We start from the raw sequence: 20703 nt of genomic DNA, 5'->3' as shown, positions 1-20703 counted from the left end.
GAGCAAACGCTCCGGCCGGGTTCATTGGGAACCGCAGGTTCAGAACAGCCGTGCCATGGACGGCAGCTCCGGCCCCAGCAGGGGCCGGCACCAGCCGCAGAAGGCTTCGGTCACGTCGGTGCCGCCGGCGGTGAGGTACTCCGCCGGGAGCACCCGCTCGCCCAGCATGACCTCCTCGATGGGCACCAGGAAGGTCTCGCAGCGGTAGGGCGCGGAGGACAGGCGGCGGAAGGCCACCATCTGCCCCGTCTCCCCGGCCAGCACCGCCCGGCAGGCCGCGCGGCCCGCCTCCTCGGCTTCGGCGGCATCCACCGGGGACTGCCATGCGATGGAGGCCCGGGCCAGGATGCCCGGCTTCTCGCTGCGGGCCTTGATGCCCAGCCGCCGCACCACCAGCTGCGCCAGATGGGAGGACACATCTCCGAAGTACGTGGAGCGCCCGGTCTGGAAGATGGGGGGCACGATGGGCTTGCCCTCGTCGTCGTGGAGACCCTCGCTGGCCACCACGACCACGCCGCCCAGCTTGCGGTACATATCGCCCACCCTGTCCAGGAACTCGTCCTCATGAAACGGCCGCTCGGGAGGGTAGAGCAGGTGGGGCGCGTCGCCCTCCTGCTCCCGGGCCAGGGCGGCGGCGGCCGTGGTCCAGCCCGCGTTGCGGCCCAGAGCCTCCAGCACCACCACGTGGATGGGCAGGCTGCGCACGTCCACCCCCAGTTCCCGCACCGTGCCCGCCATGTAGCGGGCCACGCTGCCGAAGCCGGGGCAGTGGTCAGTGACAGCGATGTCGTTGTCCATGGTCTTGGGGATGCCCATGACGGAGATCCCCCTGTCCCGGCACACCGCCGCCAGCTTGCCGCAGGCGTCCATGGTGCCGTTGCCGCCGTTCATCAGCACGTAGCGGATGCGCTTCTCCGCCAGGATATCCGCCATGCGGGCGTAGTCCTCCGCCTCCAGGGCGTCCCGGGAGGTGCCGATGGCGGTGGCGGGGGTGGTGGGCAGCCGCTCCAGCTCCTCCTCGGGCACAGAGCCGAAGTCCAGCAGCTTCTCCTTCAGCAGTCCGCCGGTGCCGCCCACAGCGCCGTAAACATGCTCCACCAGGCCGCTGGCCTGGGCCTCCCGGACCGCCCCATACAGGGAGCAGTTGAGCACGGCGGTGGGGCCGCCCCCGTGAATGATGATCAGGTTCTCCTTCAATGGGGTTCCCTCCTCGTTTTCAGTCCATTTTGTCTCATTATAATGCTGTCCGCCAGAATCCACAAGGAGGATTTCTCGTCATACCTTTTGACAAAGAAGAGGGGATGCGCACCGGGCTGGCGCGCACCCCCCTCTTGAACTCCGCTACCGGGCCGCACGGGCGGCCAGAGCCGCCCAGCCGTTCTGCTCCCGCCGCTCAAACACGGCCAGGCCATTCCGCTCCAGAGCGGCCTCCACTTCGCCGGCCCGGGTGTCGATGATGCCGGAGCACAGGAACACCCCGTCCGCGTCCAGGAACTCCCCCGCCTTGGCGGACAGGGGTATGATCACGTCGGCCACGATGTTGGCCAGCACCAGGGCGTACTTCCGCCGGGCCAGCTCGGCCACCAAGGCCCCGTCGGTGAGGACATTGCCCGCCCGCACGGTATAGCGGTCCCGCCCGATGCCGTTGAGAGCGGCGTTCTCGTAGGCCACATCCACCGCCTTGGGATCGATATCCACTGCCGTCGCCGCGGAGGCCCCCAGGACCAGGGCGGCGATGGAGAGGATACCGCTGCCGCAGCCCAGATCCAGCACCGGCTTTCCGGGGACGGTGTACCGCTCCAGCCCCATGAGGCAGAGCTGGGTGGAGGCGTGGCTCCCGGTGCCGAAGGTGAGGCCAGGATTGAGGTACAGGGGCGCCTTCCCCGCCGGGACGGGCTCTCCCCGCTCCCACTCGGGCACGATGTAGAGCCTCTCCCCCACCGGCATGGGCTTGTAGTACTTCTGCCAGGAGTGGGCCCAGTCGTTGTCCCCCAGGCTGGCGAGCGAATAGGGCTGGTCGATGCCCGCCAGCCATCCCTCAAGCTGCTTCCGGCCGTCGGCGTCGTCGGTGATGTAGAACTTCACCCGGCAGACGCCCTTCATGCGGGCCAGCAGGCCGTCGTCCACGTAGTCCCAGTACTGGTGGTTCTGCTCCAGAAAGGTCTTGAAGTCCTCCTCGTCCTCGATGGCCAGCCCGGTGACCCCGTTGCCGGTAAGCCGGGCGCAGAGGGCGTCCAGCTCCGCCTCGGTGGTGTCCAGGGTCACCTCCAGCCACTTCACGTCCTCCATCAGCGGTGCCTCCCCAGGAAGAACAGGGCCACGGTGCCCGGGCCGGAGTGGGCGCCGATGACGGGGCCAACGTTGTTGAGCACCACGGTCTGCACGCCGAAGCGGCGCTTCACGTCCTCGGCCACCCTGTTGGCGTCCCCCTCGCAGTCGCCGTGGCTGATGAAAACGGTCTGGCCCGCCGGGTCGATGGCGGTCTCCGCCATATGGTCCACCAGGGCCTTGAGGGATGCATTGCGGCCCCGGGCGGTGCCCACCTTTGTCAGGTGGCCCTCGTCGTCCACATGCATGACAGGCTTGATGGACAGCATGGTGCCCAGTACGGCGGTCGCGGAGGAAATGCGGCCGCCCCGCTTGAGGAAGTGGAGGTCGTCCACCGTAAACCAGTGGCACAGGTGAAGTTTGTTCTCCTCCAGCCAGTCCCGCACCTCGCCGATGCCCCTGCCCTCGTTCTTCATGCGGGCGGCGTACCACACCAGCAGGCCCTGGCCCAGGGAGGCGCACAGGGAGTCCACCACGTACACCTTCCGCTCCGGATACTGCTCGGAGAGCTCCTGGGCGGCGATCTGGGCGGAGTGGCAGGTGGCGGACAGGCCGGAGGAGAAGGCCACCACCAGCACGTCCCTCCCCTCCTTCAGGTGGGGCTCTATGGTCTCGGTGAAGTCGGACACATTGACCGCCGAGGTGGTGGCCATCTCCCCCTCCCGGAGCTGGCGGTAGAAGTCCTTCGGGTCGATCTCCCGGTTGTCCGGCCAGTTGCGGTAGGTCTTGTTCCTCATGGTAAAGGACAGGGGCAGCACCTCCACCCCCAGTTCCTTTACCAGCGCGTCCGTCAGATCGGCCGACGAGTCGGTCAGCAGGACATAATCATTCATCTGCAAATTACCTCCAGTATTCACACATACCGGGCACGCCCGGTTATTTTCGGTTCTTCTCCGGCTGGGGCCGCCGCTCTCGCAGCAGTTCCAGAATCCGCTGACAGGCCAGCCGGTCGGCATAGCTGCGCAGAGCGAGGGCCAGGGCCAGGCCGGGCAGCTCCTCCGCCTCGGCGCTGCCGTCCAGGCTGCCCGCCGTCACGTCCAGCGCCCGGTCCAGCTCCTCCCGAAACTGTTCGTACAGCTTCTGGGGCGGCCGCCCCTCCGACGCGGCAGCCAGCAGCAGCCCCGCGTCCTTCACCGAGAGCACCTGCTTGAGGGCGCACAGGGCGGTCAGATAGGCCAGGTGGGTGCGGGAGTACCGCTTTCCCTCGGCCCGGGGCATGGCCCCGTCCTTGATGTAGTTGTTGACCATGGCGGAGGTAAGGCTCTCCCCCTCCCCATAGTGGATGAGCTGACGGGGCATATAGGAAATGAGCTGGTCCATATACAGGCCGATGTCGGGAAATGCCTCCCACTCCACCGGGCGCTCACGCTCGAGGCGCTCCTTCAGCTCGCGGATTTCCTCCACGGACGCCTCCTCCTTTCTGGTTTCAAACATGACGTATCAAAATATTGGTGTTATTATATCACATCGGTTTTCGGTAAGTAAAGGCCCGCAGGGCATGAAAAAGGGGCGCTATGGTCACATAACAAAATTATGTGACCATAGCGGCCCCCGATGCGGTTACATCTCCCAGTCGGCGTAGTCCTCCGCCTCGGAGTCGTCCACAGCGGCGGTGGACAGGCCAGGCAGCATGCCTCTCAGCTTGGCCACCACGGCCATGATCTTGTCCCAGTAGAGCACCGCCGCATAGAGCAGCGCGCCCAGGACGGCCAGCAGGGAAAAGAGCTTCACAAGGGCCCCGAACAACTTCTTCATGGACAGAAAGCCTCCTTCTGCGTTGACACTCTGTGCCGTATGCTTCCAGTGTACACGTTTCCGGTGCAAAATACAAGTGTCCCCTCCCACTTTCTTGAAACTTTTTTCCCTTGTAATTTGAGGCAAAATAGAATACAATAAGAGAACAAATGGGATCCATTCTGCCCCCGCTCCGGCGGGTGTACGCTTGCATTTTCCCACGGAAAGGAAGGATGCGTCCATGAAGCTCCAAACCGAAAAGGGCGAGATCACCATCAGCAGCGACGTGTTCACCAACATCACCGGTGCGGCTGCCACCAACTGCTACGGCGTCAAGGGCATGGCGATGCGCTCCAAGACGGACGGTCTGGTGCATCTGCTGCGCCGGGAGTCCATGGGTAAGGGCGTCAAGGTCACTTACAACGAGGACTCCTCCGTCTCCATCGAGCTGCATATTATGGTGGACAACGGGGTGAACCTGATGGCGGTGAGCCGCTCCATCATGAGCGAGGTTCGCTATATCGTCAGCCGCACCACGGGCGCCGAGGTGCGCAGCGTGGATGTGTGCATCGACTCCATGGTCATCGGCTGAAACGGCCCGCGCCCATCGAAAGGAAGGAACAACCGATATGAGAGAGAGCATTGACGGAGCGTCGTTTGCCCAGGCCATGATTCACGCGGCGGCCTCCCTCAATCTGCAGAAGCAGCAGATCAACGAACTGAACGTCTTCCCCGTGCCCGACGGGGACACCGGCACCAACATGAGCCTGACCCTCGGCACCGCCGCGGCGGAGCTGCGCAAGAAGCAGCCCCACACCGTGGGCGAGGCCGCCGCCACCAACGCCTCCGCCCTGCTGCGGGGCGCCCGGGGCAACTCCGGCGTCATTCTGTCCCTGCTCTTCCGCGGCTTTGCCAAGGCGGTCAAGGACAAGGACAGCATCGACGGCCGCGATCTGGCCATCGCCCTGGACTTCGGCGTGGCCGCCGCCTACAAGGCGGTGATGAAGCCCGCCGAGGGCACCATCCTCACCGTCTCCCGCCTGACGGCGGCCAGGGCCGCCGACGCAGCCCGCCAGACCCCCAACGACCCGGAGGCCGTGCTGGAGGCCGCCATCGCCGAGGGGCAGCTCGCCCTGGAGCACACCACCGAGATGAACCCCGTCCTGAAGAAGGCCGGTGTGGTGGACGCCGGCGGCAAGGGCTTCCTGGTGATCCTCCAGGGCATGCTGGACTCCCTGCGGGGCGTGCCCATGCCCGAGGGGGACAGCGAGGGGGAGGCGAAGGTGGAGAGCAAGACCGACTACGCGGCCATTGCCGCGGAGGAGATCACCTTCACCTTCGACACCGTGTTCATTGTCCGCAAAACCTCTCCCCACAAGGGGCTGGAGGCCTTTGAGGCCTATCTGAACAGCATCGGCGACAGTCTGGTCATCGGCGAGGACGACGACTGCTTCAAGGTCCACGTCCACACCGACATTCCCGGCGCTGCCCTCACCGAGGCTCAGAAGTACGGCACCCTGGAGCTGGCCAAGATTGAGAACATGCGCACCCAGGCGGAGGATCTGGCCGCCGGCCGCCACATCCAGAGCACCGACGATCTGGACGCGGTGGAGGCCGAGCTGGAGGGGAATCACGGGGCACGGAAGATCGCCCCGCCGGAGAAGAAGTACGGCGTGGTGGCCGTGGCGGCGGGCGACGGCCTGGCCGCGGTGTTCCGCGATCTGGGGGCCGACGGCGTCATCAGCGGCGGCCAGACCATGAACCCCTCCACCGACGACATCCTGCGGGAGATCGATGCTACCCCCGCCGAGGTGGTCTTCGTCCTGCCCAACAACAAGAACATCATCATGGCGGCCGAGCAGTGCGTCCGCCTGGTGGAGGGCAAGCAGGTGGTGGTGCTCCCCACCAAGACGATCCCCCAGGGCATCTCCGCCCTGATGGTGATGGACCCCGAGGCGGAGGTGGAGGACAACCGCGCCGCCATGGCGGAGGCCATCGGCCGGGTGCACACCTCCGAGATTACCTACGCCGCCCGGGACAGCGACTTCGACGGCTTTGCCATCAAGCGGGGCGACTATCTGGCCCTGACGGAGCACCAGCTCTTCGGCACTGACCGGAAGCTGGAGAAGCTGCTCCGCCGCCTGGCGGAGGCCGAGGCCCAGCAGAGCGCCGAATTCATCAACATCTTCTACGGCGAGGACGTCAGCGAGAAGGAGGCCCAGAAGGCCCTCAAGCTCTTTACCGAGTGCTGTCCCAACGCCGAGATCACCTTGCTCTCCGGCGGTCAGCCGGTCTATTACTATATGATCTCCGCCGAATAAGCCCACGCAAACAAGAAAAAGGTACGCCCCTGCGGGGCGTACCTTTTTTGTTTCTGCATCAGAGCACCTTGGACAAAAACTCCTTGGTGCGCTCCTCCTTCGGATTGGCGAAAAAGGCGTGGGGCTCGTTCTGCTCCAGGATGTGGCCGCCGTCCATGAACAGGACTCGGGTGCCCACCTCCCGGGCAAAGCCCATCTCGTGGGTGACCACCACCATGGTCATGCCCTCGTCGGCCAGCTCCTTCATGACCTCCAGCACCTCGCCCACCATCTCGGGGTCCAGGGCGGAGGTGGGCTCATCAAAGAGCATGACCTTGGGCTTCATGGCCAGGGCCCGCACAATGGCGATGCGCTGCTTCTGGCCGCCGGAGAGCTGGTTGGGATAGGCGTCCGCCTTGTCCTCCAGATTGACCCGCTTCAGCAGGGAGAGGGCCAGCGCGTCGGCCTCCTCCTGCCCCATGAGCTTGGTCTTGACCGGGGCCAGGGTGATGTTCTTGCGGATGGTCATGTTGGGGAAGAGGTTGAAGTGCTGGAAGACCATGCCCATCTGGCGGCGGATGGCGTCGATATTCACCTTGGGGTCGGTGATGACGGTGCCGTCAAAGGTGATGGTGCCCTTGGTGGGCTGCTCCAGCAGGTTGAGGCAGCGCAGGAAGGTGGACTTTCCGGAGCCGGAGGGTCCGATGACGACCACCTTCTCCCCCTCGCGGATGGTCTCGGAGATGTCATCCAGCACCAGATTCCGCCCGAAGCGCTTGGTCAGATGTTCAACGGCGATCACTTTCCCTCAGCCTCCTCTCCATTTTGGAAAATACGATGGACAGCACCTTGGTGATGCAGAAATAGGCCACGGCAATGATGAACAGGGGGCCGAAGGCGTCGTAGGTCTTGCTCTGAATGGCGGAGTACACCTTGGTCAGGTCAGTCAGGGCGATGTAGCCCACCACGGCGGTCTCCTTCACCAGGACAATGAACTCACTGGTATAGGTGGGTAGGCAGTTCTTCAGCGCCTGGGGGAAGATGACGCTCCACATGGTCTGCACCTTGGACAGGCCCAGGGAGCGGCCGGCCTCCATCTGCCCGGGATCCACCGCGTTGATGCCGGAGCGGTAGATCTCCGCCATATAGGCCGACGAGTTCAGGCCGAAGGCGATGACCGCAACCACCATCTTGTTGTCGGTGACGTTCAGCAGCACGACATTGTACATAATCAGCAGCTGCACCACCACAGGAATGCCGCGGATGATATCGATGTAGGCCTGGGCGGGCCAGCGCAGGATTCTGTGCCGGGACATTTTCATCAGGCAGAGCACCATGCCCAGCACCGTGCTGATGCAGATGGCGCCCAGAGTGATGCCCAGGGTGACCCCCAGGCCGTCCAGATAGAGCCGCCAGCGATCCTCCACGAGGAACGCCTGGTAGAGTTTATCCCCGAAGCCGAGGAGTCCGTTCATAATATCCACGGAAAGTCTCTGCCTCCTTGTTCAGAATTGGAATGTGCGCGTGGCGCAGGAGAGCCTGCTCCGCACAGGGCGGCGCAGGCTTTCCCGTTTGACTGGTTTATGCTGTAAATTACGCGGCGGGCTTGGCGACCACGATGGACTGGATGGCCTCGTAGTAGCCGTCGGTGAAGTTGGCGTTCTTCTCCCGCTCCTCGTCCCGGGTCAGGCCGGCGGCGATGAAGTCGATGCGGCCGGACTGGAGGGCGGGGATCAGGGCGTCAAAGTCCATGTTCTCGATGGTCAGGGTATAGCCCATCTCGGCGCACAGGTACTGAGCAAAGCCCACGTCGAAGCCAGTGGGATCGCCGTTCTCGTCCAGGTACTCAAAGGGCTCGAACTCGCAGTTAGTGCCCATCACCAGGGCGCCCTTGGGGTTCTCCACGGTCTTCAGCTCGGGGAGCTGGGCGTCCTCATTCTTGGAGATGTACTTATCCACCAGAGCGTCAAAGGTGCCGTTCTCCTGGAGGGTGGCCATGGCGGTGTTGAACTCCTCGGCCAGGGCGGCGCCCGTGTCGTTCTTCTGGGTGGCGATGGCGTAGGTCTCCGTCTCCTCGGAGGCGGGGAAGTCCAGCACCATCAGCTTATCGGGGTTAGCGTCTACCAGGGACTGGGCGGGGTGGGTATCCACGATTACACAGTCCACGCGGCCGTTGATCAGCTCCATGCCGCACTGAGCCACGGCCTTAAAGGCGCTGACCTCGGCATCGGGGATGGCAGAGGCCACATCATTGCCGGTGGTGCCCTCCTGAACGGCGATTTTGGCGCCTTCCAGGTCGGCCACTGAGGTCCAGTTGGCGGGACTGTCGGCGGCGGGAGCGCCGCTTTCTGTCACAGGGGGCGTGCTGCCGGCGGGGGTTTCGTTGGTGTCGTCGCTGCCTCCGGAGCAGGCGGTCAGCAGACCGAGGGACAGAACTGCGGTCAGGCCGAGGGCGGCCAGCTTCTTACTTTTCATAGTGCATTCTCTCCTATTCCTTGTGTGCCCTGCGTGGGCTTTTTTGATGTTCTTATTATACATCATATTCATAAAAATGCAATATTTATTCATTCGTCAAAGCACACAAAAAAGAAAGGGCGGAGCCATGCGGCTCCGCCCTTTTGTCCAATCAGAGAGGAATTTAACCCTTGGTAGCGTGGAAGAACAGGAAGTTGCCCAGCGGGGTGTAGTACATGCCGTGGACATCGTCCGCCACCATGTAAGGCTGAGAGTAATAATACAGGGGGGCAATGGCCTGGTCCTCGCCCACGAGCAGATCCTCGGCCTGGTGCATCAGCTCCATACGGCCAGCAGCGTCGGAGTCGCTCAGGACCTTGGTCATGATGGCGTCGTACTCCGCGTTGGAGTAGTGAGCGTCGTTGTTGCCGTTGTCGGTCATGAACATATCCAGGAAGGACACGGGGTCGTTGTAGTCGGCAATCCAGCCGTTGCGGCAGATGCTGTAGTCGCCCTTGGAACGGGTCTCCAGGAACACGTTCCAGTCCTGGTTATTCAGAGTGACCTCAACGCCCAGGACGTTCTTCCACATGGACTGGAGGGCCTCGGCCACGGCCTGGTGCTTGTCGTCGGTGTTGTACAGGTAGGTGGTCTCGGGGAAGCCCACGCCGTTCTCATAACCGGCCTCGGCCAGCAGCTTCCGGGCCTCCTCGCAGTTGGCCTCATAGTCGTCCTTGGACACGCTCCAGTAGCTGCCGCCCACGGTGCGGAAATCGTCGCCGGAGGTACCCTCGGCGTCTACCACGCTCACGGGCACCCAGGCGTCAGCGGCAATCTCGCCGGCCTGCGTCACTTGCTCCACGATGTAGTTGCGGTCGATAGCCAGGGAGAAAGCCTTGCGCACCAGGGGATCGTTGAAGGGCTCCTTGGTGTTGTTGAAGCAGGCGTAGTAGCTGCCCAGATAGTCGCCGGGGATCACGGTGCCGTCAGTCAGCAGCGTGGCCAGCTCATCCGGGGGAGGATTCTGCATGTAGTCCAGGTCGCCGTTCTTGAACGCGGTGAGCTGGGCGTTGGCATCGTCCATCAGCTTGAAGGTCAGCTTCTCCAGGGTGATGCTGGAGGCGTCATAGTAGTTCTCGTTGGGCACCATGACGATCTCGGCGTCGTGGGTCCAGGAGGCCATCTTGAACGCGCCGTTGGTCACATAGGTGCTGGGATCCTGGGTCCAGGTGGCGTTGCCCTCCACGATGTCCTCACGCAGAGGCATGCAGTTGGGGAACGCGCAGATGTCCAGGAAGTAAGGGCAGTTGTAGGTCAGAGTGACCTCAAAGGTGTGCTCGTCGGGAGCGGCGACGCCCAGCTCCTCCTTGGGCAGCTCGCCGGCGATGATCTCGTTGGCGTTCTTTACCATGGCGATAATGGTGTTGTAGGGAGAGGCGGTGGCGGGATCCACCAGGCGGCGCCAGGAGTACACGAAGTCGTTGGCGGTCACGGGCTGGCCGTCAGACCACTTGGCATCCTCACGCAGCTTGAAGGTGTAGGTATAGGTACCGTCCTCATTCGGAGTGACAGTGGGCTCCTCGGCGGCCATGCCGGGCTCCAGCACGGCGGTAGCGCCGTTGCGCCCGTCGCCGGAGGGATCGCTGTCCACCCACTTGTAGAGGCCCTCAAACAGGTGGGTAATCATAACGTTGCCGTCCACAGTACGGTTCATGCTGGGATCCATGGTCTCGGGCTCGGACGCGAAGCACACGTTCAGCTCGTTCGCAGCACCGGTGGTGCCGGTCTCCACGGGAGTGCTCCCCTCGGGAGTCGGGGTGGTCTGGGTATCTCCGGTGCCGCAGCCGGCCAGCAGGGACACGGACAGCGCAGCGGTCAGGCCCAGAGCAAGGACTCTGCTCTTCTTCATTCGCTTTGTACCTCCAATCAATTGTGATCCTCTATTTTGTACCAAAATGCCCAAAAGCATTGATACACTATGTATCGCTGCCCCGTTTCGGGGCAGCGGGCCCCCCCCCCCCCCGGACAGGGGTACCCCTGTCCATTGTAAAAATACATTTGTCTTTAATAGTCTACATTATAGCACATGGCAGACGCTTTGTAAAGCCGCACTTTACCAGATACTGTCTGCTTCAAATCACGGCAAGGCTCTGAAATCAGCCCAGCAGATGACAGCCAGCCCAGTAAAGTCACGGACATTTCCTGCGGGAAATGTGTCGCTTCGCTTCAAAGCCGCGCCTTCCAGGGGGAACCAGTTCCCCCTGGACACGCGCCTGCGGCGGGATACCCCCGCCGCTGGCAAAACCACTGTGCCGGAACCTCGCTTACCCCAGCAGGTGACACGCAGCCCAGTAAAGGCGCGGACATTTCCTGCGGGAAATGTGTCGCTTCGCTCCAAAGCCGCGCCTTCCAGGGGGAACCAGTTCCCCCTGGATACGCGCCTGCGGCGCGATACCCCCTCCGCTCTCCGAGGGGGACCGAAACCGACCGTCACGTAGGGCGGGGGCTTGCCCCCGCCGTCGGCAAAACCACTGTGCTGGAACCTCGCTTACCCCAGCAAGTGACACGCGGCCCAGTGGCCGGGCGCGTGCTCCTTGAACTCCGGCACGGCCTCCTTGCACTTGTCGGTGGCGTAAGGGCAACGGGTGTGGAACCGGCAGCCCTTGGGCGGGTGCATGGGGGAGGGAATATCGCCCTCCAGCACGATGCGCTGGCGCTGGCGGCTGACCTCGGGGTCTGGCACCGGAACGGCGGAAAGCAGGGTCTTGGTGTAGGGGTGGAGAGGATTCTTGTTGAGCTCATAGCTCTCGGCCAGCTCCACCAGGGAGCCCAGGTACATGACGCCGATGCGGTTGGAGATATGGCGCACCACCGACAGGTCGTGGGCGATGAACAGATACGTCAGGCCCAGCTCCTGCTGCATGTCCTCCAGCATGTTGACCACCTGGGACTGGATGGACACATCCAGAGCGGAGATGGGCTCGTCGCAGACGATGAACTCGGGCTTGACTGCCAGGGCGCGGGCAATGCCCACGCGCTGCTGCTGGCCGCCGGAGAACTCGTGGGGATAGCGGTTTGCGTGCTCGGTGTTCAGGCCCACCATGCCCAGCAGCTCTTTGATCCGGTCGGTGCGCTCGGCTTTTGAGGAGCAGAGCTTATGGATGTCCAGAGCCTCGCCGATGATCTCGCCCACTGTCATGCGGGGGTCCAGAGAGGCGGAGGGGTCCTGGAAGATAATCTGCATCTTGCGGCGGTAGGGCAGCATATTGACCTGCCTGCACTTGGGAACCTTGACGTGCTGCTTCTCACCGTTCTCACCGGCGGGCCAGGGATCCTGTCCCTCGAAAATGGTTTCGCCGCCGTACTCGATGCGGCCGGAGGTGGGGGTGTAGAGCTGGAGAATGGTTCGGCCCAGGGTGGTCTTGCCGCAGCCGGACTCGCCCACCAGACCCAGGGTCTCGCCCCGGCGGATAAAGAGGGACACGTCCTCCACCGCCTGGACGCCGGGCCCGTGAACGCCCTTGACCGGAAAGTATTTTTTCAGGTGGTCCACTTGAACCAGGATGTCATTCTTCTCACTCACGGCCGCTCACCTCCTGATCCTGTACCGGCTTCTCCTGTCCGGCCTTGTCGAGCTGATCCTGCACCCGCAGCCAGCAGGCGGAGCGGTGGCCCTCGCCCAGCTCCACGTAGGGGGGCATCTTCTGCAGGCAGATCTTCATGGCATGCTCACACCGGGGGGCGAAGGGGCAGCCCTCGGGGGGATTGAGCATGTCCACGGGCGTACCCTCGATGGGGATCAGCCGCTCATAGCTCTCGGCGTCCACGCGGGGCATGGAGCGCAGCAGGCCCACGGTGTAGGGGTGGCCGGGCTTGTAGAAGATGTCGTCTACCGGCCCCTGCTCCACGATCTTGCCGGCATACATGACGGAGACCTTGTCGCAGATCTCAGCTACCACGCCCAGGTTGTGGGTGATGAAGATAATGCCCATGTGAGTCTTCTTCTGGAGCTCCTTCATGAGCTCCAGAATCTGGGCCTGAATGGTCACGTCCAGAGCAGTGGTGGGCTCGTCGGCAATCAACAGCTTGGGGTGGCAGATGAGGCCCATAGCGATCATAACACGCTGGCGCATGCCGCCGGAGAACTCGTGCGGGTACTGCTTCATCCGCTTGGCCACGTTGTTGATGCCCACCAGCTCCAGCATCTCCATGGCCCGCTTGGCGGCGTCGGCCTTGGAGATCTTCTTGTCGTGGGCCCGCAGGGCCTCGATGAGCTGGTTGCCCACGGTGTAAACGGGATTGAGGCAGGTCATTGGGTTCTGGAAAATCATGGCCACCTCGCTGCCCCGGAAGGAGGCCATCTCCTTCTTGCTGAAGGCCAGGACATCCCGGCCCTCGAAGGTGATGGAACCGCCGATGACCTTGCCGGGGGACTGGAGCAGTCCCATGATGGAGTAAGCCTCCTGGCTCTTGCCGGAGCCGGACTCGCCCACAATGCCCATAACCTCGTCGTAATCCAGGTCATAGCTGATGCCGCTGACGGCCTTGACCTCACCCGCGGGGGTAAAGAAGGAGACCCGCAGATCCTTGACTTCCAGCAGCTTGCCGGACTTTTCGTTCTGTTCCATTGATTGTCTCCTCCTCTCTTATTTCTTCAGACGGGGATCCAGGGCGTCCCGCAGGCCGTCGCCAAACAGGTTGAAGGACAGGATCATAATGCTGATGATGATGGCGGGAATGATCAAACGGTAGGGGTAGGTGCTGATGCCGCCCAGCGCGTCGGAGCACATGGAGCCCAGGCTGGTCAGGGGAGCCAGCACGCCCACGCCCAGGAAGGACATGAAGGACTCAGTGAAGATGGCGGACGGGATCTGCAGGCAGGTGGTGGCCACGATCTGGCCGATGCAGTTGGGCAGCAGGTGCCGCTTGATGATCCGGCCGCTGGAGGCGCCCAGGGCACGGGCCGCGGTCACGTATTCCTGTTTCTTGAGGGTGAGGATCTGGCCGCGGATGATGCGGCTCATACCCACCCAATACAGGCAGGCAAAGGCAATGAACATGCCCATCAGGTTGGGGCCCACCTTCTTAAAGAACTCCGCCAGGAAGAAGCCCTGGTGGTCGGTGATGAACTGGGTGACATGGGGGCTCATGGCCGTGGCGATGAGCAGGATGATCAGCACATCAGGCAGGGAGTAGATAACGTCCACGATGCGCTGCATGACCACATCCACCGTACCGCCGAAGAAGCCGGAGATGGAGCCGTAGAGCGCACCGATGACCAGCACGATCAGCGCGGCGGTGAGGCCGATGATCATGGACACCCGGGTGGCAAACATGGTGCGCACCATGATATCGCGGCCGTAGCGGTCGGTGCCGAACACATGGGGGAACACCTTCTCGCCGTCGGCGATGCGCTGCAGCTCGTCGTTGGAGTAGCCGAAGGGCTGGGCGGAGTAGCCCAGGGCCTTGTAGATCTCCTCCTCGCTCATACCCTCGTACTCGGCGCCGCCGCCGGCCTTGGCCTGGGCGCGGATGAGCGCCTTGTCCTTGCTGCTGAGCTCCTCGCCGCGGGCGGCCGCCTCCGCTTCAGCGGCGGCAACGGCCTCGTCGGGGTCCTGGGAGGAGGTGGCCTCCTTATAGGCCTGTTGGGCCTCAAGGGAGTAATGCCAGGGGTAGAGGTTCTCTGCGCCGGCGTTGAACTGGTCGTATCCGTAGGGTACCAGCATGGGGCCAACAAAAGCGAACAGCACCAACAGTACAATCACGCCCAGGGCCACCATGGCCACCACGTTCTTGCGCAGGCGGCGCCAGGCATCCGCCCAGTAGGATACGCTCTTGCGCTGCTGGATGAAGTCCTCCTTCTCCCCGCTGGTAGCCGGGGCGAAGTCCGCCGCCGTCAGGTCGTTCAGCTCCAGCAGGGGGTCCACATCGGGCTGAAGGGAGCCAAAGACAGCTTTTTTCTGTTTCTCTGCCATTTTTACTCTCCTTTCGTCAGATCGATGCGGGGGTCCACCACGCGGTAGAGGATGTCAACCACCAGGTTCATGATGACCACCAGGGTCGCCAGGAAGATGGTGGTGCCCATGATGATGAAGTAGTCGCGGTTCTGCACGGACTGCACCAGATAGCGTCCCAGGCCGGGAATGGTGTAGACAGTCTCCACCACGAAGCCGCCCACCAGGGTGAAGGCGGTCAGGGGGCCCAGGTAGGTGATGACGGGGATGACACCATTGCGCAGGGCGTGCTTGAAGATGATCCTGGGAGTCAGCAGACCCTTGGCCCGCGCGGTCTTGATATAGTCCTGGCCCAGGGCGTCCAGCATGGAGGAGCGGGTCAGGCGGGCAATATAGCACATGGGGTAAAGGCCCAGGGCCAGACAGGGCATCAGGTAGGCCTTGGCCCCCTGGGAGGCGTCAAAAATAACGTTGATGCCCATGAATTTAAAGGGCGCCCCATCATTGCAGAAAAGCATCAGCAGGAAGGTGGCCACCACGAAGCCGGGCATGGACACACCCAGGGTACACACCACCCGTAAGACGCTGTCCACCCATTTTCCCCGGTTGTAGGCCGCCAGACAGCCCAATGGTATGCCCACCGCCACGGCCCATACCAGAGCGATGACGCCGATCTTTGCGGAGAGGGGGAACTTCTCCGTGATGATGTCCAGCACCGGACGGTCCTTCTGCATCTTCAGGGAGACACCGAAGTCCTGGTCCACGATGACTCCCTTGAGGTAGCGCAGCATCTGAACCCCAAGGGGGTCGTCCATCCCGTACTTGGCCTCCATGGCCGCCTTCTGCTCCGGCGTAATCTTTTCGTCGTTGAACGGGCTGCCCGGCACGGACATCATCAGGACGAAGGTGACGCAGGCAACGACCAGAATGGTGATGAGGGCCATGATCACCCGTTTCACAATGTATTTTGCCATTCTTTCACTTCCCATATTATTCTCTGTTCACGCAATCGAAACTGCCCCATCGTAAGCGTTTCTCCATTTTATCGTAATTTGTCCCATGCGTCAAGAGTATGGCCCTCCAAATTTGATGGAAACTCCCCCTAATCTTGCATGTGCCCTTCATACAAAGACAATTTTCCGCTTATCTGTCCACATATTATTTCGCTGTCAGACGCTTTTCGAGTTGTGCCAGCCAAAAAACCGCCTTTTTTCATAGTGTGGAATTTAAATATTCCGTATATTATTCACCTATTCGCCCTTTTTATGCAATTTCGGCCGGGCATGCAATTCCCACCGCTTGAATCGCTTTTCTGCATAAATTGCAAAAAGGCGGGCACGGACCGATGTCCGCGCCCGCCATGGGCTCCGCTCAGTCGAAGCCCAGGCCCATATAGCCGTGGGTGCCCTCCCCCCAGAGCGCCCGCTTTTCGGCGCTGTACCACTTAATCATACCGAAGGGCTGGAGGTAGCTACCCTTCATGCCATCCCATAGTGCAGGGGTGCGCACATAGCAGCGCGCCCCGGGGAGCACCCGTTCCAGCGCCGCCAGCCCGCGGCCCATCTTGTCCGGGGACAGCAGCAGCTCCTTGAACAGCACACTCTCCCCGTCGGTGTACTCGGCGGCGGCGCAGCCCTCCGCGCCGTCCACGCTCAACCGGTACAGCCCGCCCCCCGACAGGCGGCCCATGCCCTGCTGGTAGCGGATCAGCTCCTCCGGGTAGTCCACGGCGGGTGCCCCCTCCAGCAGGCGGCGCCGGATGGCGTTGTACTCCCCCGGCTCCACGGGTTCTGCCCGGTCGCCCTCCGCCGCGGGCTGGAGCATGCTCTTGAGCAGCTCCAGCTTCCGGGTGGAAAAGCAGGGCGCAAAGCCCACTGTGCCGAAGAATTTGAACAGGCTTGGCTCGGCGGGCACAGTGGTAACGCAGTCCGCTCCCCGCTCGGCCAGATAGCCGTCCACGAAGCGGAGAAGCTGCCGGCCGTAGCCCTTGCTGCGCGCCCCGGGGTCGGTGGCCAGGGCGTAGATATACCAGCCCGAGGCGGTTCCGCCGCCGGGCAGGGTCAACGTCTGGGGCAGCAGGGCCAGCATGGAGGCCAGCCGCCCCTCCTCCACCACCTCAAGAACGTCGGCTGAGGCCCCGCAGCACTCGTAGAACCAGTCGATATAGCGGCCCTCGTCCCCGAAGGCCGCCTTCCACAGCGCCTTCTGGGCCGGAACCTCCTCCGGACGGCCGGGACGCATCTCCAACATAAGCTGCTCCTTTCTTATCGCTTCAAAAACCGTCACTTCATAACCGCCGTGTGCTTTTCCACCATCAGGTCGGGGTAATAGCTCTGCTTGGCTTTGCGCAGGCCCTCCACGCCCATGTCGTCCTCCCGGTTGAGGTACCGGATCTCCGGGTGGCGGGCCCGCACCCAGCGGGCGAACTCCCGGTTGATCATGGCGTAGGCCCCCTGAAGCTCGCCGTAGGCCTTCTCGAAGTGCACGTCGTAGGTGTCGGCGGACAGCCTGTCACCGATGGTGAAGGCCACCACCTCGCCGTATACCCGGATGAGGCCGCCCTCAAGGCCCAGCTCCTCATAGTGCTCCATGGCGGTGCGCAGGGCAATTCCCTCGTCTCCCAGATCCCGCTCCTCGGCGTCTCCCTCCCGCTGGAGGGAGCGGCGGTACCACTCCTTGTCCATCTCCAGGCACTCGGGCAGGGTGGCCGGGGTGATCTCCTCGTAGGTCCAGGTGGGGTTGTTCTCTACAAAGCGGTTGATGTGGTTGCGCTTGGCGTGGAGCTTCTTGCCCCCCAGCTCGGCCAGCCGCTCCACCTCGTAAAGGTAGTCGTAGCCGTCCCGGTCCGCGGTGTAGGCGAACCGGCCGGGGAAAAATTCCTCCAGCTCCGCCATCTGCCGGGGCGTGAGGCACACCAGGCGCAGGGGCTCCCCCTTCTCCGCCGCGTCGGCCTCCAGCGCACGGATGACGGCAGCAATGTCTCCGGAGCCCGCAGGGTACATATAGCTGCACCCCAGGCGGCCGCACACATGGGTCACCAGAAAATCGTCCACCCGGGCGATGCGCTGGTTATAGGCCCGGCTCCAGACGTAGAGATTGGTAAAGTTATAGTCGCACCCCCGGTAGTTGCCCCGGGCGAGCAGTTCATCCACCCAGGCCTTGTCCGCCGGGGTGGGCGCATGGAATTCGATCATGCAGGTTTCGTCTCCTTAAATTCCTAGTATGCCGAAATGATATCACGCCCGTCCGCAAATGGCAAGCAAAACCCGTCAGGCACCGTCCCACCGGCAGCCGCCCAGCTCCACCCGGCCGTCGGCGGTGAAGGGCACCCCCTCTGCCTCCAGTATCGCCCGCTGGACGCCGGGGCCAAATGCTGGGGTGGTGGAGCCGTCGGCACGCACCACCCGGTGGCAGGGCACGCCGGGCGTGCGGCAGGCCCGCATGGCGTAGCCCACCGCCCGGGAGGCCCTGGGATTGCCCAGCATCAGGGCGAGCTGCCCGTAGGAGGCGCACTTCCCCGCCGGGATGCGCCGGACCAGCTCATAGACCCGCTCATAAAAATTCATGTCAATGCCTCCTCCGAATACCGATAACAGAAGCACGGCGGGCGCCCGAGGGGCGGCCGCCGTACCGTATTTTCCGTTGTCCTCACCAGCCGGGGTAGACCTGGCTCTTCTTGGGCAGCAGCAGGGCCGCCGCCACATAGAGCCACAGCCCTGCGGTGCCCGCGAAGCACAGCGCCACCCAGATGAGGCGCACCAGGTTGGCGTCCACATTAAAGTACTCGGCCACGCCGCCGCACACGCCAGCCAGAGCGCCGTGATCCAGCCGGTACAGCTTTTTTGTCTCGTTCATCTGAAAATCCTCCCGAGGTGATTTCGAATTCTGGACATAGGATACCACGGGAGGGGTTAAAAAGTCCTTCGGGCTTTCTTAAAAATCCATGAAAATTATTTGCCGTCCTCCACCAGCATGAGGCAGCCGTCGGCGTCGTATCTGAGCCGCTGCACCTCCGCCTTGGTGTTGCGCACGATATCATCCATGCGGATGCCCTCGGTGATGGTGGCGATGAAGGTGTAGGCCACGCCGTGGCGCTTGGCCCGGCCGGTGCGGCCGATGCGGTGGGTGTAGTTCTCCAGCTCGTCGGGCACGTCGTAGTTGAACACCGCGTCCACGTCGTCGATGTCCAGGCCCCGGGCGGCCACGTCGGTGGCCACCAGCACCTTGATCTCGCCCCGCTTGAACTTCTCCAGGGTCTTCTCCCGGATGCGCTGCTGAATGTCGCCGTGGATGGCCTCGCAGGAGATGCCCCGCATCTTCAGCAGGCCGGCCAGCCGGTCGGTCATGTTCTTGGTGTTGCAGAAGGCGATGGCCCGCTCGTACTCCCCGTGGGTGATGAGGGCCGCGATGGTGTCCAGCTTCTGCTCCCGGCCGTCCAGATCAATGCGGTACTGGGTGATGTCCGGCTTGGACTCCTCCACCGGGCGGACGGTGATCTCCACCGGATCCCGCTGGTACACCCAGGAGATGTCCATGACCTCCCGGCTGATGGTGGCGGAAAACATGCCCAGGTTTCTGCGGTGCTTGAGCTGGTCCAGGATGCGGGTCACGTCCCGCACGAAGCCCATGTCCAGCATCCGGTCTGCCTCGTCCAGCACCACGGTCTGCACCTTGTCCAGCCGGACGGTACGGCGCTTCATGTGGTCCATGAGGCGGCCGGGGGTGGCCACCACGATCTGGGGCTTCTTTTTCAGGGTGTTGATCTGCCTGTCGATGGGGGCCCCGCCGTAGAGGCAGACGGTGCGCACCCCCTCCTTGAACTCGCACAGATCCCGCAGCTCCTCCTGGATCTGCACCGCCAGCTCCCGGGTGGGGGCCAGCACCAGGCCCTGCACGTCGGCGCATTCCGGGTCGATGTGCTCCACCATGGGGATGCCGAAGGCAAAGGTCTTGCCCGTGCCGGTGGGGGCCTTGGCAATGACATCCTTCCACTCCATGAAATAGGGGATCGCCCCCGCCTGGACGGGGGTGGCCTGGACATAGCCCTTCTTTTCAATGGCCCTCATGATGGCCTCGGACAGCCCCAGCTCCGCGTAGGTTTTGGTCCCGTTCACCTGCTCGCCGTTGATTTCCATTCGGGTACAAACATCCTTTCGTTTCGTTTTGCCTGATTCAAGGTCCCCACAGGCAGCCGAAACCCCGTTTCGTACCCAAACGCCCGCCTCACCGCGGGGGCGCGACCTCAAATCCATCGGCCGGAAGCGGCTCCGGCCTGTCTCGCGCCAATACTATATCATAGCCCCGCCCATTACGCAAGTGCGCCGCCGTCCCCGCCGTGCTTCTCCGCCCAGATCTCCAGGGCCTCCCGGGCCCCGTAGAGGCTCCCGCGGTAAAAGTAGTAGCGGCTGCTCCGGCGGGCATAGCGGCGGTAGACCTCCAGATACTCGTTCAGGAGGTAAACCCCCTCCGCCTCCAGCCAGGGCAGCAGCTTCTCCAGCGTGCGCTCCATCTCCGTCAAAAGGGCCGTGTCCTCGGGACCATAGGCCCCCTTTCCCTCGCCGTAGGGCGGGCACGTCTCAAAGGCCGATTCCCAGTCATTCACCATCTTCCCCGTCCTCCTTCATATTCTCCAGCGCCACCCGCGTCGCCTCAATTACAAAGCGGGAAAACGTCACGTTCGTCCCCTGGATCACCTCGTCCACCTGCTGAATAATTTCATTGGGAAAACGTATGTTCTTGGGCGTTGTCTCCGGAATGGAGGGCAGTTGAAATTTTCTTCCCATACAAATCACCATCTCTACTGTATGGCAATCTGTGGGCTTTGTAAGCACTACATATTGTAAGGCAAGTCGTAAAGCATGGCCGCTCCTCTCCGCGTAGGGGCGACCCTTGTGGTCGCCCGCGGGGGGCCATAAAGGCCGCCCCTACAAGGG

22 protein-coding genes are annotated in these 20703 nt (G+C 63.0%); 2 read left to right on the top strand and 20 right to left on the bottom strand.

Translation table 11 applies throughout. From position 1 onward, the window contains the following. Window positions 1-39: 39 nt before the first annotated feature. The 5 genes from ACESY8_RS15105 to ACESY8_RS15085 all read right to left on the bottom strand — a co-directional run bounded on the left by ACESY8_RS15105 (window position 40) and on the right by ACESY8_RS15085 (window position 4083). Entirely contained in the window at window positions 40-1197 is a 1158-nt protein-coding gene (locus ACESY8_RS15105) for a diphosphate--fructose-6-phosphate 1-phosphotransferase (RefSeq protein WP_054339526.1), read from the bottom strand. A 144-nt stretch (window positions 1198-1341) separates the two neighbouring features. Next, a complete protein-coding gene (gene prmA / locus ACESY8_RS15100) occupies window positions 1342-2289 on the bottom strand; it encodes a 50S ribosomal protein L11 methyltransferase (RefSeq protein WP_054339527.1) in 948 nt (315 codons plus the stop codon). After that, on the bottom strand, window positions 2289-3161 hold the full coding sequence (locus ACESY8_RS15095; protein ID WP_044942613.1) for a DegV family protein: 873 nt from the start codon (window positions 3159-3161) through the stop codon (window positions 2289-2291). The genes prmA and ACESY8_RS15095 overlap by 1 nt, the downstream gene beginning before the upstream one ends. Before the next feature lie 43 nt (window positions 3162-3204). Next, window positions 3205-3732, bottom strand: coding sequence for a DUF1836 domain-containing protein (locus tag ACESY8_RS15090; protein ID WP_009259649.1), 528 nt, complete (start codon window positions 3730-3732; stop codon window positions 3205-3207). Window positions 3733-3888: 156 nt separating this feature from the next. After that, window positions 3889-4083: a hypothetical protein gene (locus ACESY8_RS15085; protein ID WP_009259650.1), complete on the bottom strand. Its 195-nt coding sequence runs from the start codon at window positions 4081-4083 to the stop codon at window positions 3889-3891. 220 nt (window positions 4084-4303) lie between these two features. Between ACESY8_RS15085 and ACESY8_RS15080 the strand changes: the two genes are divergently transcribed. Then, window positions 4304-4654, top strand: a complete 351-nt coding sequence (locus ACESY8_RS15080) for an Asp23/Gls24 family envelope stress response protein (RefSeq protein WP_007495170.1) — start codon at window positions 4304-4306, stop codon at window positions 4652-4654. Between the two features lie 37 nt (window positions 4655-4691). After that, entirely contained in the window at window positions 4692-6383 is a 1692-nt protein-coding gene (locus tag ACESY8_RS15075) for a DAK2 domain-containing protein (RefSeq protein WP_044942611.1), read from the top strand. Window positions 6384-6441: 58 nt separating this feature from the next. Here ACESY8_RS15075 and ACESY8_RS15070 read toward each other — a convergent pair whose 3' ends face one another. The 15 genes from ACESY8_RS15070 to ACESY8_RS15000 all read right to left on the bottom strand — a co-directional run bounded on the left by ACESY8_RS15070 (window position 6442) and on the right by ACESY8_RS15000 (window position 20553). Further along, window positions 6442-7164: an amino acid ABC transporter ATP-binding protein gene (locus tag ACESY8_RS15070; protein WP_009259653.1), complete on the bottom strand. Its 723-nt coding sequence runs from the start codon at window positions 7162-7164 to the stop codon at window positions 6442-6444. Then, a complete protein-coding gene (locus ACESY8_RS15065) occupies window positions 7151-7837 on the bottom strand; it encodes an amino acid ABC transporter permease (protein ID WP_044944705.1) in 687 nt (228 codons plus the stop codon). The genes ACESY8_RS15070 and ACESY8_RS15065 overlap by 14 nt, the downstream gene beginning before the upstream one ends. 118 nt (window positions 7838-7955) lie before the next feature. Continuing rightward, the gene (locus ACESY8_RS15060) at window positions 7956-8837 is read right to left on the bottom strand and encodes a transporter substrate-binding domain-containing protein (RefSeq protein WP_009259655.1); all 882 of its coding nucleotides are present in this window, start codon (window positions 8835-8837) and stop codon (window positions 7956-7958) included. Window positions 8838-9000: 163 nt separating this feature from the next. Next, a complete protein-coding gene (locus ACESY8_RS15055) occupies window positions 9001-10725 on the bottom strand; it encodes a peptide ABC transporter substrate-binding protein (protein ID WP_054339528.1) in 1725 nt (574 codons plus the stop codon). A gap of 639 nt (window positions 10726-11364) precedes the next feature. Next, window positions 11365-12399 (bottom strand): ABC transporter ATP-binding protein, encoded by a 1035-nt coding sequence (locus ACESY8_RS15050; RefSeq protein WP_007495153.1) that lies wholly within the window; start codon window positions 12397-12399, stop codon window positions 11365-11367. Further along, on the bottom strand, window positions 12392-13444 hold the full coding sequence (locus ACESY8_RS15045; RefSeq protein WP_007495151.1) for an ABC transporter ATP-binding protein: 1053 nt from the start codon (window positions 13442-13444) through the stop codon (window positions 12392-12394). The genes ACESY8_RS15050 and ACESY8_RS15045 overlap by 8 nt, the downstream gene beginning before the upstream one ends. Before the next feature lie 18 nt (window positions 13445-13462). Continuing rightward, a complete protein-coding gene (locus ACESY8_RS15040; RefSeq protein ID WP_054339451.1) occupies window positions 13463-14791 on the bottom strand; it encodes an ABC transporter permease in 1329 nt (442 codons plus the stop codon). Between the two features lie 2 nt (window positions 14792-14793). Then, window positions 14794-15744, bottom strand: coding sequence for an ABC transporter permease (locus ACESY8_RS15035; protein ID WP_007495147.1), 951 nt, complete (start codon window positions 15742-15744; stop codon window positions 14794-14796). 397 nt (window positions 15745-16141) lie between these two features. After that, on the bottom strand, window positions 16142-17020 hold the full coding sequence (locus tag ACESY8_RS15030) for a GNAT family N-acetyltransferase (protein WP_054339452.1): 879 nt from the start codon (window positions 17018-17020) through the stop codon (window positions 16142-16144). A gap of 32 nt (window positions 17021-17052) precedes the next feature. Continuing rightward, window positions 17053-17964, bottom strand: a complete 912-nt coding sequence (locus ACESY8_RS15025; RefSeq protein ID WP_009259658.1) for a DUF2156 domain-containing protein — start codon at window positions 17962-17964, stop codon at window positions 17053-17055. Window positions 17965-18039: 75 nt separating this feature from the next. Continuing rightward, on the bottom strand, window positions 18040-18336 hold the full coding sequence (locus ACESY8_RS15020; RefSeq protein ID WP_054339453.1) for an MGMT family protein: 297 nt from the start codon (window positions 18334-18336) through the stop codon (window positions 18040-18042). Window positions 18337-18418: 82 nt separating this feature from the next. Further along, on the bottom strand, window positions 18419-18625 hold the full coding sequence (locus ACESY8_RS15015; RefSeq protein WP_007491850.1) for a PspC domain-containing protein: 207 nt from the start codon (window positions 18623-18625) through the stop codon (window positions 18419-18421). A gap of 95 nt (window positions 18626-18720) precedes the next feature. Beyond that, window positions 18721-19905, bottom strand: coding sequence for a DEAD/DEAH box helicase (locus ACESY8_RS15010; protein WP_009259660.1), 1185 nt, complete (start codon window positions 19903-19905; stop codon window positions 18721-18723). Window positions 19906-20078: 173 nt separating this feature from the next. Continuing rightward, window positions 20079-20375, bottom strand: coding sequence for a hypothetical protein (locus ACESY8_RS15005; protein WP_054339454.1), 297 nt, complete (start codon window positions 20373-20375; stop codon window positions 20079-20081). Further along, complete coding sequence (locus tag ACESY8_RS15000) at window positions 20365-20553, bottom strand: YlcI/YnfO family protein (protein WP_009259661.1); 189 nt, start codon at window positions 20551-20553, stop codon at window positions 20365-20367. Before ACESY8_RS15000 ends, ACESY8_RS15005 begins: the two co-directional genes overlap by 11 nt. Window positions 20554-20703: the final 150 nt, after the last annotated feature.

This window comes from Clostridium sp. ATCC BAA-442, assembly GCF_964239415.1.
Taxonomy (GTDB): domain Bacteria; phylum Bacillota; class Clostridia; order Oscillospirales; family Oscillospiraceae; genus Flavonifractor; species Flavonifractor plautii.
The sequence above is the reverse complement of the archived record's forward strand: the minus strand, read 5'-3'. Positions and strand labels throughout refer to the sequence as shown.